The following is a 13,149-nucleotide window of genomic DNA, read 5'->3' as shown; positions in this document are numbered from 1 at the left end:
CCCCTAAGCCAGCAGATCGTCATGAGGAATGTCGAGCTGTGCCATCGCCTGCTGCGCAGCGAGCGTGCCGCGATAATGCGCTTCCTCGAACAGCGACAGTCCGCTCAGATCGGAATGCGCGAAGAACAAGGGCGGTTGCGGCCGGGCGGCGGCTTCGCGGGCACCGTCGAAGAAGAAGCCCGGTATCGGGCGGATCATCGCATGACCCCAACGCCACACGTCGATCCGCCGGATCGCGCCCGCCAGATCGGGATTGGTTTCGATCAGGTCACGCGCCACGACCTTCTGCCATTCGGCGAGCGGGCGATCGAGCATCAACCGCCGCGCCGCCGCCGGGGCCAGGTCGGACAGCGGCATGTACCAGGTCAGCACGCTGGCCCCCGGCACTGCGTCGAGCGACTGGTGCGTCGCGACGACATAGCCGAGCGACTTGCTGGTCCACGACACATTGTCCCACGCCAGCGCCACGCCTTGCCCGCCCGGCGCGCGATCGACCGTCACGTTCGCGACGATCCACGGCGCGTAGCCGAAGCCGGTGGCATCCACACTGCCCTTGGGCGCGACGCGCGCGGCGACGAAGTGCGGCATCGCGAGCACCGCCGCCTTGGCGTGGATGCGCTGCGACACGCCCCGCGTCGCAGCGAAAGCGTCTATCGTCACGCCATCGCCGGCCGGTGCGACCTTATGGACGATCTGCCCGCAGGCGATGTGGTCCTTCAACCGCGCCGCCATCCGTCCCGCGAGGTGCCCATTTCCCTCGGGCCAGGTCAGCACGGTGTCGCCATCGGCATTGGCGGCATGGCCGCGCCGCCCGGCGAAATAATGGATCCCGGCCCAGGCCGAAACATGCTCGGGCTCGGTCCCGTAATCGTCGCGGCAGGCGTAACGGACGTGGCCGCGCAGGATCGGCGAATGCCAGCCTCGCTGATCGAGCCAGGCGGCAAAACTTAGCCGATCGAGCGCGCGCAGGTCCGCGGCGTCCGAACTGAGCGCCATCGGAACCGCGAAGGCCGGTTTGCCATTGTCGACGCGGTCGCGATACGCCGCCATCGCCGCGAAGAAGGCGTTGAGATCGGCGGTATCTCGCGGCGTCAGGCCGACCGTCGGGATCAGCCCCGCCTGCCATTTGCCAAGGTGCAGAAGCCGTTCGTCGGGGTCCGACACGAGCTGATACGGATCGTACACCGGTTTACCGTCCTGCCAGCCGGTGACGATGCCGAGCCGTTCGAGCAGGCGGATGACGCCTCTCGTCTCGGCATTGGGGATCGGGAGATAATGCGCGCCGAGTGGGTAGGCCGAGACGGCGTTGCGGCCCGATCGCGCATTGCCCCCGGCGCGATCCTCAAGCTCGAACAGACGGAAATCGCGATACCCCGCTTCGGCCAGCGTCCAGGCTGCCGACAATCCCGCAATGCCGCCGCCGAGGATGGCGATGCCGGTGTGCGTTTCCGAGGAGGGCGTCGGGAATTTCGCGCCCGTGCGCAAAGCGTGCCCGCGCTTGAAATCCGCCCCGCCGAGCGTCCCCGGCATCGCTGCACCACTCCGCTCCCACGCGACGCCCGCGCCCAGCGCGGCCGCCCCGGCGACCGATCCGGCGATCAGGGTGCGGCGTGAAACGGGCATCAGCTTTCGAACACGCCCCATTCGGCCTCGAACTCGCGCACCAGCGCTTGGTTGTCGAGCCGGTTCACCGGCACCGCGCGGCGCGCCATGTCGGGCGGGAAGGCGAAGGCGAGTTGCTCGGTCACGCCGTTCAAGAAACGCAAACCGGCGGGCAGCGGCCCCGCGGGCGGGATCGCGCGGTTGGAGGCGAGCACGAAGCCCCATTCGCCGAAGCTCGGCACATAGACGTGATAGCCGCGCGTGGCGAACCCTGCTGCCTCCAGCGTCGTCGCGACCGTCCAATAGGCGCGCGGCGCGACCAAGGGCGAGGTACTTTGCACGCTGACCACGGCACCCGGCATCAGCGCGCGCGCGAGCTCCTTGTAGAAGGTCACGGTATAGAGTTTCCCGACCGAGAAATTGGTCGGATCGGGAAAATCGACGATCACCGCGTCGAACCGGCGCGTATTGGTGCGCAGCCACGCGAACGCATCGGCGTTGATCACGCTGACCTTGGGCGAGCGCAGCGATCCGCGATTGAGCGCCGCCAGCATGTCGCTGCCGCGGAACAGCTTGGTCATCGCCGGGTCGAGATCGACCAGCGTTACCGAGGCGACCGGATATTTCAGGATCTCGCGTACCGCCAGCCCGTCGCCGCCGCCCAACACCAGCACATGCGGATGGACCACGCTGCGCGACAGCACCGGATGCACCAGCGCCTCGTGATAGCGATACTCGTCGCGGGAGGAGAATTGCAGATTGCCGTTGAGGTACAGCCGCAAATCCACGCCCTGTTTGGTCAGCACGATGCGCTGATACGGCGTCGATTCGGCAAACAGGATCGGCGCGCCGTAAACCGCAACTTCGGCGGCGCGCTGAAGCCGTTCGGACGCGATGAACCCGGCCGCGAGCGCGACGGCAACCCCGATCGCAACGATCATTTCAGCGCGCAAAGCGCGTGATCTGGGCAGGATCAGCAGCAGCCAGATCGCCACGCCGACATTCGCCAGCCCGAACAGGAAACCGGTGCGGATCAGCCCCAATTGCGGCACCAGCAGCAGCGGGAACAGCAACGACGCGGCCAGCGCGCCGATATAGTCAAAGGTCAGCACCTTGGACACGAGATCGCCGAACTCCAGCCGATCCTTCAGGATGCGCATCAACAGCGGAATTTCGAGGCCGACCAGCGTGCCGATCACCAGCACCAGCCCGTAGAGCGGGATGTGAAAATCCGCGACGCGATCGAACAGCAGGAACAGCAGCGCCGCCGAACTACCTCCGATCGCCGCGATCAGGATCTCGACGCGCACGAACACCGCAAGCTCGCCGGTCGTGACGTAGCGCGAACACCACGACCCGATCCCCATCGCGAACAGATAGGTGCCGATCACAATCGAGAATTGCGTGACGCTGTCGCCGAGCAGATAACTGGCCAGCGTGCCGGCGAGCAGTTCGTAGATCAGTCCGCACGTTGCGACGACGAAGGCGGAGACGAGCAATGCCCCGCCCAATCGTGATGTCGCCAAAGTCTTCTCCGCGCCGTCACCGGTACGCGGATCAGCCATGAATGGCCGAACCGATGATGATCGCGATCGCAATCGCAATGCCCGCCGCGAGGTTCCCCAAGGCGACGTTCTGGTTCTTGCAGATTTCGCCCCACAGATCGACCGGGGTCAGCCGATCCCACAGCCAGAAACCGAGCACGAAGATCGCAAGGCCGATACCGGCGTAGAGCAAGGTCGCGAGCAGGACGGTGGTCGACAGCATGATGCCTGGTTCCTTATTTGTGGTTGGGGCCGACGGCGGTGTGGATGATGCCGCGCCTGCCGCCATCGGCAAAGGGCGAGAAACCGTCGCGCAACGCAAAGGTGAACAGCGTGATCACGCCGAGCACGAACACCGCATAGACCATCGAAATCCGCGTCATGCGTCATCCTCCGTTACCGGCGCCATGCGGCGTTGCTCGAAGCTCATATGCAGCAGCACGATGATCGCGGGCCACAGCAGCAACACGAAGAAGGCCAGGAAGAAATTGCCGATGAACACCCCGCCGCGTTCGACCGCGATCGTCACGGGCGTCGTGTCGCTGGCGCTCCCCGCGAACGCTGTCGGGAACGTCGTGTTCGACCACAAATGCCCGGTCGCCTCGATCACCAGATCATATTGGCCGGCGGGGATGCTCGATAGCTTCACGCCCGGCGTGCTGTCGCCCTCGCGCCAGGATTCGCCGTCGGTCACGCCGTGATATTCCTCGGCCGTGGCATAGGCGTCGAAGCTTTCCTGCGTCGCACGATTGACCAGGCTGTAATCGAGATCGACCCAGCCATTGTCGATCCGGTCGGCACGCGCGGCGATCCGCACCGCGCTCAACCGAGCGGGTAGGTCGAGTTGCCGAATGACTTGCGTCTTGGTCACGCCGTCGAGCGGAACGTCGAAGGTTTCCGCGGCGATCCGGCTGCTTTGGCCGCCCATCATCATGATCACGATCAGCGTGACCACCGCGACCAGGCCGATGATCAGCGCTTCCTTCATCAGATTGCCATAGGGCGATGGCTCATGCGGGGCGGGGGTGCCGCCATAGGATTTCCGGCGCTTGGCGATGCCGAACGCGGCTTCCGCCTCGCCGAAATCGAGCAAGTCGAGCTTGGTCCACGTCCGTTCGTCGTCGGTTTCTTCGCAACTCAGCATCGTGCCGGGGCGCACGAAATCGGTGATCATCACATGTTCGCCAACCGCGACCCGCCAGTAGAATTCGCCGACGACGAATTTGACCCAGGCGCCATAGCGCGACCCGAAGCGGGTGTAGCCGAGATCGTCCACCGTGATCGAACCGCCGGTATAGCCGGGTAGCTGCGTCATCAGCACACCCAGGCTGAAGCGCCGCCCGTCATCGACCAGAAAGGCATAGCCTTGATACGGGTTGAACAGCAGATATTCCGCCCAGGTGACATAACTGTCGCTGCGTTCGAGATAGCCTACCACCTCCCATTGCACCCCGCGCAAGGTCCCGCGCGTGCCCAGCGGTATTTCCGGGCGCTGCATCGCGGCCTGCGCTTGCGCGATCGGCGCGAGACCGGGGCTGGTCGCGTCCAGTGTCGTGCCGCAATGTTCGCAGATAATGCTGACGGTGTTGCCAGCAGCACGCAGCGCGATCGTCCCGCCGCAATTGCTGCAGTTGAGCGCGCGGACGGTGTCGAGCGGCGCGGTCATGCCGCGAACGACGGCAGCGGCCAGCCGTCAAAGGCGCGCAAGTTCGTCGCGGCGATCTCGGCCAGCGTGACATAGCGTCCGGCATAGACCGACACTTCACCACGATCCTTCTGGATGCTGGCGCAGAGGCCGTCCCGCGCCATCAGATCGACGCTGCGGATCGGCGTGTCGGCGGGGGTGCTAAAGGGGAGTTCGCCCTCGCTGCCGACGAACGTCGCATCCTTCACGTCGTTCACGCGGTATTTCACGCTGGCAATGGTCGCCTCGGCCCCTATCGCTACGGGCTGGTCATCGCGCACCGATCGCACCGCGCCGGTGCGCATCCCGCCATCCGCGATGGCGTACAGCAGCATGAAGCGCCCCATCGCTTCGCTCAGCCAGCCGGTCGATCCGTCGTCGAACAGCGCGAGCCATTCGTTCCATCCGCCGCCCGACCAGCGCATCCGGATTCGTCCGATCAGTTCGAAGCCCATGCCATCCTTGCCGCGCGTGCCGATCTGCAGCGGACTGACATCCTCGGGCACTTCGGCGACCTTGCCCATCGCCTGCAACGCGTCGCCGCTGCGCACCAAGGTGGTGCGGCAATAGTCACAGATCTTCACCGGCAAGGCGGGGGTGCGAAAATGCACCGCCGCCCCGCAATTCGGGCAAGTGGCGTCGATCATTGGCTGGCGGTCAGCCGATCTTCGCCAGCAATGCCGTCTTCTTGGCGTCGAACTCTTCCTGCGTGATCGCGCCCGCCGTCATCAGCCCGTGGAGCTTCTGGATCATCGCATAAGGGTCTTCGGCCGGTGCCGCAGCGCCGCCCGTCCCCATCATGCTCTGGCCGATCGCCAGGCCCGCGGCGGCCCCGGCACCGATGCCGGCGACCCCGCCCGATTGCGCCGCGGCAACCGGGATCGCCTCCGCGGTCTGGAACCGGACATATTTGTCGAGATCGCCAAGGACACGCATCGAGCTGCCCTTGTCGAGATACTTCTGCACCTCTTCGGGCAGCGACAGGCTCTCGACGAAGAAGCTGCACGGCGTCAGGCCCCACGCCTCGAACGCGGGCTTCACCGCATCGAGCAGACGCGCCGACATGGCGGCCTGGTCACCTGCGAGATCGACGAACGCGGTTTGGCCGCCACCCAATCCGGTGGCGAGCGCGGTGGTGATCGCGCCGCGCAGTTGCGGTTCGACATCGGCGACGGTGAGCTTCTCCAGCGTGCCCATCAGCTTGGCGGCGAACACCGGCACATTGTCGATCCGGAACGAATAGCTGCCGAAGGCGCGGATGCGCAGCGGCCCGAATTCCTTGTCGCGCACCGTGATCGGCTGCGGCGTGCCCCATTTCAGCCCGGCCTGTTCCTTTGTGGTGAAGAAATAGAGGTCCGATTTGAACGGCGATTTGAACGCCTTGTCCCAATTCTGCAGCGCTGTGAGCAGCGGCAGATTGGCGGTGTCGAGCGTGTGCAGCCCCGCATCGAACACATCGGCGATGCGGCCCTGGTCGTAGAAGAACGCCTTTTGCCCTTCACGGACCGTCAATTGCGCGCCGTTCTGAATCTCGCGGTCCGCGAGCGGATAGCGGATTGCCAGGTCGCCGGGCTGCTCCACCCAATCGATGACATCGACGAACTGCTTCGACAGAAAATCCAAGATACCCATGATGATCCTCCCGACTGCACCAAGCATAAAGGGGTTTCCGGGCGGTACGAAGCGAAATCGGTTACTCGCCGATTACGTCCGCATAGTTTTGGTCGCGCTCCAGCGCACGCGCTTCGTCGGCGTGCGCCCCGCGGATATTGCCGTTGGCGCGCCGGAGCCGTGCGCGATTGTAATAGCTGCGCGCCGAAGGGGCATAGCGAACCGCGAGATCGAGATCGGCGGCGGCGCGTGCCGTGTCGCCCGACCGCCAATAGGCCAGCCCTCGATTGAGATAGGCGGCCCCAAGCTTCGGTTCGCGCGCGATTGCCGCGTCGAAGGCCGCGATTGCCGCCCCCCAATCGCCTTGCCATGCCTTGGTCAGACCATCGGAAATTGCCGCTCCGCACCCGCGCAGGCGCTGCGTTGGATCATCGACGGTGCAGGCGTTCCAATCTCCGCGCGGGGCCGCCCGGATGCGCGATCCGCTCACGACGATCTCTTGGGATGCCGTGTCGTCCGCCGCGCGGCGCGCCGCGAGCGCGACGGGCGCCGCCTTTGCTTGTGGCGCGGCGGCATAGGCCGCAGACGCGGGCGGTGGTGGTGGAGGTGGTGGGGGCGGTGCCGGCATCGCCTCCGCGACTGGGGCGGGTGCCGCCATTACGGGGGCTGGCGGGGGAGGTACGTCCGCCGCGGTATTGCTCACGACGGGTGCTGGCGACGACATCGCGCGCTGTTCCGACCGGGTTTCGACCGCTGCAGCATCGACAGGCGGCGGCGCCACCTGCGCCACCCGTGCCGGTGGTCGCGCGGGCACTGGCGCGGGTTGGGCCGAAGTTTCGAGCCTGACGGCTACGGGAGGACCGGCCACACGGTCGTTGGGCTTGAGCAAGACCAGCGGAACGGCGACGAGCGCGACCACCACCATCGAAGCAAATGCAGCCGCCGGGCCGCGACTGATCTGCCAACGCGGGGCGCGTACCGGCGCAGCTTTGGCGGGAGCCTCCACGCCATCGAATTTCGCCATTGCTGCCGCGATCGTCGCGGTGCGCGCCGCCGGGCGTGGCGGTGGAGGATCGGGAAGCTGGCGGGCGAGGTCGTCCATTCAAGCGGCCCGGCCTGTGGCATGAGGAAAAGCGAGAGCGGACATCGCATCCTCTATAGCGACAATCGCGCGCGCGTCGAAAGCGCGATTGCGGGCGGGCAAGGGGCGGCGTCGTGCCCGTGCGACGCCGCCCGTCACCTCAACGCTCCAGCGCCGCCATCGCACGCGCCGATTTCGCGGCGCGGACGAGCTGGATGAACTCGGCGCGGTAGCCGAACGGGTCTTCGCCGCGAGCGGCCAAAGCGACGCGCAGCACGTCGTCATAGCCGAGCGATCCGACATATCTGCCGCCGCGCAGCAGCTCGGCAAAGCCCGCCACGGCGGTCGCGAAGCGGGCATCGCGCGGTGCATCCTCGAACCGCGCGACCCGCGTGGCGGCACCGATCGGCGCAGTGATCAACCGGCTGGTATCGGCCTTGGGCAATTTGTAGCGGATCTTGACGAAGCCAAGCTCGCCCGTGCCCGGCGCGGCCCGTCGCTGGGCAGGCGTTCCGTAGCGCAGATCGTCGATCAGTCCCGGCGCGCCGGTCGGCACGACATCGTACAGCGCGGTCACCGTCTGGCCCGATCCGACATCGCCCGCGTCGACCTTGTCATTGTTGAAATCGTCGCGGTTGAGCAGGCGGGTTTCATAGCCGATCAAGCGATATTCGGCGACGGCGGCGGGGTTGAACTCGACCTGCACCTTCACGTCCTTAGCGATCGGGAACAGCGTCGAGCTGGCCTCCTCGACCAAAGTCTTACGCGCTTCGTTGATCGTGTCGATATAGGCCGCCGCGCCATTGCCGTTCTGCGCCAGCGTCTGCATCAGCGCGTCGTTATAATTGCCCATGCCAAAACCGAGCACCGACAGGAACACGCCTTTGTCGCGTTCGCGCTCGATATAGCCTTTCAGCTCCTCCTGGTTGGTGATGCCGACGTTGAAGTCGCCATCGGTCGCGAGCAGCACGCGGTTGACGCCCTTCGGATCGAAATTCGCCTCGGCCAGCGCATAGGCCTGGCGAATACCCTCTGCCCCGGCGGTGCTGCCCCCTGCGCCCAGCCGATCGAGCGCGGCGAGGATCGCGGGCTTCTCGCTTGCCGCCGTCGGCGCGAGCACGGTCCCAGCGCTCCCGGCATAAGTGACGATCGCGACGCGGTCCTGTGGGCCGAGTTGATCGAGCAGCAGGCCGAGCGATTGCTTGACCAGCGGCAGTTTGTTGGGCTGGCTCATCGATCCCGAGGTATCGATCAGGAAGACGAGGTTCGCGCGCGGGCGCGTGGCGCGCGGCAGTTCATAGCCCTTCACCGCGACGCGCACGAGCAGATGGCCTGCCGTCCAGGGGTTGGGGAAGGTCGCGATATGCGTGCTGAACGGTTCGGCCGCGCTGCGTGCGGGGGCGTAGTCGTACGGGAAGTAATTGACCATTTCCTCGGTCCGCACCGCAGCGGGCTGCGGCAGGACGTTGTTGTTCAGCGAGGCGCGCACGAAGGAATAGGACGCGGTATCGACATCGAGCGACAGCGTGGAGACGGGCTCTTCGCGCACTAGCTTGAAGGGGTTTTCCTTGGTGGCGGTGAAACGGTCGCGGCCGACATCGCGGTACGGCGGCGGCCCGACCACGTCATAGGATCGGGCCATCGGTGCACTCATCATCCCGACGACGGGCGCGGGCGGCGGCGGTGGCGCGGGCATCACGCCGAACTCCCCCGGCCCGGCACGCGCGATCCGGTGACGACCACATCGTTTGCCGCGACTTCGGCAGGGGCGGTTTTCCCTTGCGCTTCCGGCGCGACGGGCGTGGCGATGGTGTCGGGATTCGTGCTGGCGCAGCCGGCGACCAACGCAATGGCAACCCCCGCGACCAGAATCGGTGAAAGCGAACGCATGATTGTCTCCTCGGCTTCAAAGCGGGCGTCTTTCGTCCGCTTGAACCTTGGACGCGGCAGCGCGGGGGATCCTTGGGGCCGGGTTGAAAAAAGTTCAGTCGTCTTCGCCCAGGCGCCGTCGCGCCTCGTGCATCCGCCAGGATACGGTCAATTCCGTCACCCCCAGAATGACCGCAGCCTCGGCATGGGTGAGCTGCTGCCCCGCCACCAGCACCACCGTATCGCGGTACACCGGCGGCAGCTTCGCGACGGCGCTGCGCACCCACATCGCATCATGCAGATCGCGGCCATCCGGACCCTTGGCCAGCCCGGCGAGCACCGACAGCCGCTCGCCCAGCCCGAGGAAGGAGCGGCGACGGCGCTTCAGGTCGCGGCAGGCGTTGTAGACGATCCCGCACAGCCAGGTGGTGAATTTCGCCTCGCCGCGAAAGCTGCCGATCCGCTCGACCAAAACGCAGCACACGTCCTGTGCGACATCCTCCGCGTCGCTGCGTGATCCGGTGATCTGCCAGGCAAGACCGTGGATACGGTCGTAATGCCGTTCGAGCAGCGCCGCGAAGGCGTCGCGGTCACCCGCCACCGCCGCCGCGACCAGCGTGGTATCGGACTCGGCATCGAAGGCGCGCGGAGCCATCGCTCAGCCGCCGAGCGCCGTCACGCCGCGGCCGCCGCAGATTCGCCGTGACCGATGCAACGCCGCTTTCCCCGCCATCCCCGCTCTGTGCCCGATTGCGCCGCGCGACGCCACCGCGCGCATTCCGCCCGATCGCCCGCGCGTTTCGGCGCATGTGTCCTAAAATACAGGGCTGACAGCGCGTTTCGATCTCTGCAGGGGAGATCGGGCTGCCGGGGGAGCGCGCGACCGCAAAATGGCGTCGCGGATGATCGGATGCGCGTGGACGGAGTGACGAGAATGCGGCGGGTGTGGTGGCTGGTGGCGGGGCTGATCCTGATCGTAGTCGCCACCGCGGCGCTGTTCGACTTTCGCGCACCCAAGCCACCGCGCATCACGAAGGCCGTCTCCGCGCTGATCACCGAGCCGGTACGTGATACCCGGCCCTCCAACGTCGATTATGGCCGCCTTCAACAGCGCATCGCCAGGTTGATGCAGGATCGCGACATGGTCGGGCTCGCGGTCGGCACGGTCGAACATGGCCGCCTTCGCTTTCTCCGCGGGTTCGGTACCACGATTGCGGGGGGCAACGAAGCGGTGACGCCCGACACGGTGTTCCGCTGGGCTTCGCTATCGAAAAGCGTTGCGTCGGCGCTGGTCGTCGGGCTGGCGGCGGATGGCAAACTGTCGCTCGACGCGCCCATATCGACTTTCCGTACCACGCTGACGCTGCCTGGCGATATCAGCCGCGTTACGGTTGCCGACGTGCTTTCGCACCGCGTCGGACTGGTGCGCAACGCGTGGGATGAGCGGCTGGAGGCGGGGGAGGACCCGAAGCAGCTTCGCGCTACGCTCGGCACGCTCGCGCCCTTCTGTGCGCCGGGCACCTGCTATTCGTACCAGAACATCGCCTATGACACGGCCTCGGAGATCGTCGAGCGCGTCACCGGGCAGGGCTATGCCACCGTGGCGCGGGCGCGGCTGTTCGGGCCGCTCGGCATGAGCAACGCCAGCATCGGGTCGACCGGTCTGGAACATGCCGCGCGCTGGGCGCGACCGCATCATCGCGGGCGCGTGCCGGTGGCGGTGCAGGAGGCCTATTATCGCGTCCCCGCGGCGGGCGGGGTCAATTCGTCGATTCGCGATCTCACCCGCTGGATGCTGGCGCAGATGGGCCGTGCGCCGCGTGTCCTCTCGGCGCAGATGCTGGAGACGATGCACCACCCGCGCGTGCGCACGCCGCCGCACGGGCCGCGCGGTGCGATGGACCGGGCGCTGAAGGATGCGTCCTACGGTCTTGGCTGGCGCAGCCTGAACTATGCCGGCCATGCCTTGGTCGGGCATCGCGGCGCAGTGGACGGCTATGGCTCGCTGATCCTGTTCGACCCGGCCGAACAGAGCGGCATCGTGATGCTGTGGAACAGCAACCAGAGCAAGGCAGCGCGGCTGCAGCTCGAATTCTTCGACATGCTCTACGGCTTGCCGCGTACCGATTGGCTGGAGGTCGACAAAGCCGGGGAAGATGCCGAGGGCGGCTCGGGCGATGCCGGACGCGGCTTGCGACGGTGATGCGGGCTTAGTCGATAACGACTGCGGCACATCCGGGGATTCCACCGATGTCTCGACCGCGCGCTGCGATCAGCGGGACCGCTGCGGCATCGCAACTGGCAAGAATACGGCGATGGGCGCGGTTGGCATCGGCAAGGTTCGTCGAGTGGGCAATAGCGACGCCACGCGCCGCCCATAGTTCGCGATACCCCAACAGGACCGGGGTATAGTTCGGCTGACCCTGCGAAAAGCCGGGATCGACGACCAGGATCGGGCGATCGGCGAGCGGCACGATCCGGTCGAACAGCGCGCCATACTGGCCCGACCGCGCACCTTCGGGCACGGCCCGCACATAATAGCGCCGCGCTACCGCCCCGGTGACGCCCATCGCGACCGGTACGAGCGCCACGAGCAGCAGCGCCGCGGCCACCAAGCGGGCATAGCGGGCGTCGGTCGCGAGCACGGCACGCGCCTGGGCGATGGCAAGCTGACAGGTGACGGCGGCGGCGACCGCCATGAACGGGACGGCCGGCAGAATATAATGGTCAAGCTTCGATGCGGCACAGGTGAAGACAGCCAGCGTCGCCGCGACGATGCAGAGCGAGAACAGCAGCACCTGTCGAACCGGTCCGCGCGCGACGAACAATGCGACGGGTGCCAGCAAAAGCAGTGGTCCCGCAGCGAAAAAGCCGGCGCGGAGCAATTCCAGATAGAACCAGCGCGGCTTCGCCAGCACCAGCGCCGACCCGAACCGACCGCGAACATCATTGAACCACGCCGCGTGCAGATATCCTGGCGCTTGCCACTCGCGCGCAGCCAGGAACAGCAGCACCGTCCCGGCGACGCCTAGGGCCATCGCCGCATAGCGCGGGTTCGTGATCACCCGGTGCCATCGCCTGGCAACCGTCACGTACAGGACGACGCCCACACCCGGAACCAACGCCGCCACGCTCTTGGTCAGAAAGGCGCAACAGATTGCGGCACCGATCAGCGCGAGCAGCGGCGGGGCGGGGCGCTCGCGTTCCAAGGCCAGATACAGCAGGCACAGATAGGTCGTGACGAAGAACAGCAGCAGCGCGTCATAATCGGCCGTCCGTGCGCTATGTTCGCCGAAGAACGCCGGGCTCAGCACCAGCAGAGCAGCCGCCAGCATGGCGGTGAGGCGCGATCCGGTCGTCCGCCGCACGAACCAGAACAGCAATGCGATCGTCGCCAGCGCGGCGACCATGCTCGGCAGCCGCAGCGCCCAGGTCTCCGGCCCGAACAAAGCGACGCTTCCGGCCATCAGCCAGATCAGCAGCGGCGGCTTGGTGTTCCACAGGTCGGGCGCACCGCCGTACGTGGTGACGAGCGAAAACCCCCGTGCGTGCATCTCAAGCGCGTTCACGATGTTGCGCGATTCATCCCACAATTGAATCGGCATCGCCGCCCGATCGACGAACAGAAAAAAAGTGGCCGAGAAGAACAAGGCAAATACCGCGCCAGCACCAACCCGGGCTCGCATCTGTGGCTTCGCGATGGTGGCATGACGGAGAACGGCAAGCGCGCGCAGCATTTGGTGTCGGTAGCACGCAAA

At 66.4% G+C, this 13,149-nt stretch carries 13 protein-coding genes; 1 reads left to right on the top strand and 12 read right to left on the bottom strand.

Annotated elements, in window-relative coordinates; genetic code table 11:
* Window positions 1–3: 3 nt before the first annotated feature.
* The 11 genes from AB5I39_RS04120 to AB5I39_RS04070 form a co-directional block, all read right to left on the bottom strand.
* Entirely contained in the window at window positions 4–1,623 is a 1,620-nt protein-coding gene (locus tag AB5I39_RS04120) for a flavin monoamine oxidase family protein (RefSeq protein WP_404371514.1), read from the bottom strand.
* Window positions 1,623–3,167, bottom strand: coding sequence for a polyamine aminopropyltransferase (locus AB5I39_RS04115; protein WP_404371511.1), 1,545 nt, complete (start codon window positions 3,165–3,167; stop codon window positions 1,623–1,625). The genes AB5I39_RS04120 and AB5I39_RS04115 overlap by 1 nt, the downstream gene beginning before the upstream one ends.
* On the bottom strand, window positions 3,160–3,369 hold the full coding sequence (locus AB5I39_RS04110) for a DUF350 domain-containing protein (protein WP_404371508.1): 210 nt from the start codon (window positions 3,367–3,369) through the stop codon (window positions 3,160–3,162). The genes AB5I39_RS04115 and AB5I39_RS04110 overlap by 8 nt, the downstream gene beginning before the upstream one ends.
* 13 nt (window positions 3,370–3,382) lie before the next feature.
* The gene (locus tag AB5I39_RS04105; RefSeq protein ID WP_404371505.1) at window positions 3,383–3,529 is read right to left on the bottom strand and encodes a hypothetical protein; all 147 of its coding nucleotides are present in this window, start codon (window positions 3,527–3,529) and stop codon (window positions 3,383–3,385) included.
* The gene (locus tag AB5I39_RS04100; protein WP_404371502.1) at window positions 3,526–4,812 is read right to left on the bottom strand and encodes a DUF4178 domain-containing protein; all 1,287 of its coding nucleotides are present in this window, start codon (window positions 4,810–4,812) and stop codon (window positions 3,526–3,528) included. Before AB5I39_RS04100 ends, AB5I39_RS04105 begins: the two co-directional genes overlap by 4 nt.
* Complete coding sequence (locus AB5I39_RS04095) at window positions 4,809–5,477, bottom strand: DUF4178 domain-containing protein (RefSeq protein WP_404371500.1); 669 nt, start codon at window positions 5,475–5,477, stop codon at window positions 4,809–4,811. Before AB5I39_RS04095 ends, AB5I39_RS04100 begins: the two co-directional genes overlap by 4 nt.
* Before the next feature lie 10 nt (window positions 5,478–5,487).
* Window positions 5,488–6,462 (bottom strand): SPFH domain-containing protein, encoded by a 975-nt coding sequence (locus AB5I39_RS04090; RefSeq protein WP_404371498.1) that lies wholly within the window; start codon window positions 6,460–6,462, stop codon window positions 5,488–5,490.
* A gap of 61 nt (window positions 6,463–6,523) precedes the next feature.
* Window positions 6,524–7,543, bottom strand: a complete 1,020-nt coding sequence (locus tag AB5I39_RS04085) for a hypothetical protein (RefSeq protein WP_404371495.1) — start codon at window positions 7,541–7,543, stop codon at window positions 6,524–6,526.
* 139 nt (window positions 7,544–7,682) lie between these two features.
* A complete protein-coding gene (locus AB5I39_RS04080) occupies window positions 7,683–9,164 on the bottom strand; it encodes a von Willebrand factor type A domain-containing protein (protein WP_404371492.1) in 1,482 nt (493 codons plus the stop codon).
* Between the two features lie 53 nt (window positions 9,165–9,217).
* Window positions 9,218–9,412 carry a hypothetical protein gene (locus tag AB5I39_RS04075; RefSeq protein WP_404371489.1) on the bottom strand — a complete coding sequence of 65 codons (195 nt, stop codon included), beginning with the start codon at window positions 9,410–9,412 and terminating at the stop codon, window positions 9,218–9,220.
* 94 nt (window positions 9,413–9,506) lie between these two features.
* Window positions 9,507–10,046 (bottom strand): RNA polymerase sigma factor, encoded by a 540-nt coding sequence (locus AB5I39_RS04070; RefSeq protein WP_404371486.1) that lies wholly within the window; start codon window positions 10,044–10,046, stop codon window positions 9,507–9,509.
* A gap of 255 nt (window positions 10,047–10,301) precedes the next feature.
* Here AB5I39_RS04070 and AB5I39_RS04065 point away from each other — a divergent pair, with 255 nt between their 5' ends.
* On the top strand, window positions 10,302–11,594 hold the full coding sequence (locus AB5I39_RS04065; protein WP_404371484.1) for a serine hydrolase domain-containing protein: 1,293 nt from the start codon (window positions 10,302–10,304) through the stop codon (window positions 11,592–11,594).
* A 7-nt stretch (window positions 11,595–11,601) separates the two neighbouring features.
* Here AB5I39_RS04065 and AB5I39_RS04060 read toward each other — a convergent pair whose 3' ends face one another.
* Window positions 11,602–13,077 (bottom strand): ArnT family glycosyltransferase, encoded by a 1,476-nt coding sequence (locus tag AB5I39_RS04060; protein WP_404371481.1) that lies wholly within the window; start codon window positions 13,075–13,077, stop codon window positions 11,602–11,604.
* Window positions 13,078–13,149: the final 72 nt, after the last annotated feature.

Source organism: Sphingomonas sp. MMS24-J45 (assembly GCF_044881195.1).
Classification (GTDB): Bacteria; Pseudomonadota; Alphaproteobacteria; order Sphingomonadales; family Sphingomonadaceae; genus Sphingomonas.
This window is presented reverse-complemented; position numbering and strand designations above follow the sequence as displayed.

Bases quoted from the DNA above. Each gene is read 5' to 3' on its own strand.
- AB5I39_RS04120 (WP_404371514.1), bottom strand. From the start codon at position 1,623: ATGCCCGTTTCACGCCGCACCCTGATCGCCGGATCGGTCGCCGGGGCG.
- AB5I39_RS04115 (WP_404371511.1), bottom strand. From the start codon at position 3,167: ATGGCTGATCCGCGTACCGGTGACGGCGCGGAGAAGACTTTGGCGACA.
- AB5I39_RS04110 (WP_404371508.1), bottom strand. From the start codon at position 3,369: ATGCTGTCGACCACCGTCCTGCTCGCGACCTTGCTCTACGCCGGTATC.
- AB5I39_RS04105 (WP_404371505.1), bottom strand. From the start codon at position 3,529: ATGACGCGGATTTCGATGGTCTATGCGGTGTTCGTGCTCGGCGTGATC.
- AB5I39_RS04100 (WP_404371502.1), bottom strand. From the start codon at position 4,812: ATGACCGCGCCGCTCGACACCGTCCGCGCGCTCAACTGCAGCAATTGC.
- AB5I39_RS04095 (WP_404371500.1), bottom strand. From the start codon at position 5,477: ATGATCGACGCCACTTGCCCGAATTGCGGGGCGGCGGTGCATTTTCGC.
- AB5I39_RS04090 (WP_404371498.1), bottom strand. From the start codon at position 6,462: ATGGGTATCTTGGATTTTCTGTCGAAGCAGTTCGTCGATGTCATCGAT.
- AB5I39_RS04085 (WP_404371495.1), bottom strand. From the start codon at position 7,543: ATGGACGACCTCGCCCGCCAGCTTCCCGATCCTCCACCGCCACGCCCG.
- AB5I39_RS04080 (WP_404371492.1), bottom strand. From the start codon at position 9,164: ATGGCCCGATCCTATGACGTGGTCGGGCCGCCGCCGTACCGCGATGTC.
- AB5I39_RS04075 (WP_404371489.1), bottom strand. From the start codon at position 9,412: ATGCGTTCGCTTTCACCGATTCTGGTCGCGGGGGTTGCCATTGCGTTG.
- AB5I39_RS04070 (WP_404371486.1), bottom strand. From the start codon at position 10,046: ATGGCTCCGCGCGCCTTCGATGCCGAGTCCGATACCACGCTGGTCGCG.
- AB5I39_RS04065 (WP_404371484.1), top strand. From the start codon at position 10,302: ATGCGCGTGGACGGAGTGACGAGAATGCGGCGGGTGTGGTGGCTGGTG.
- AB5I39_RS04060 (WP_404371481.1), bottom strand. From the start codon at position 13,077: ATGCGAGCCCGGGTTGGTGCTGGCGCGGTATTTGCCTTGTTCTTCTCG.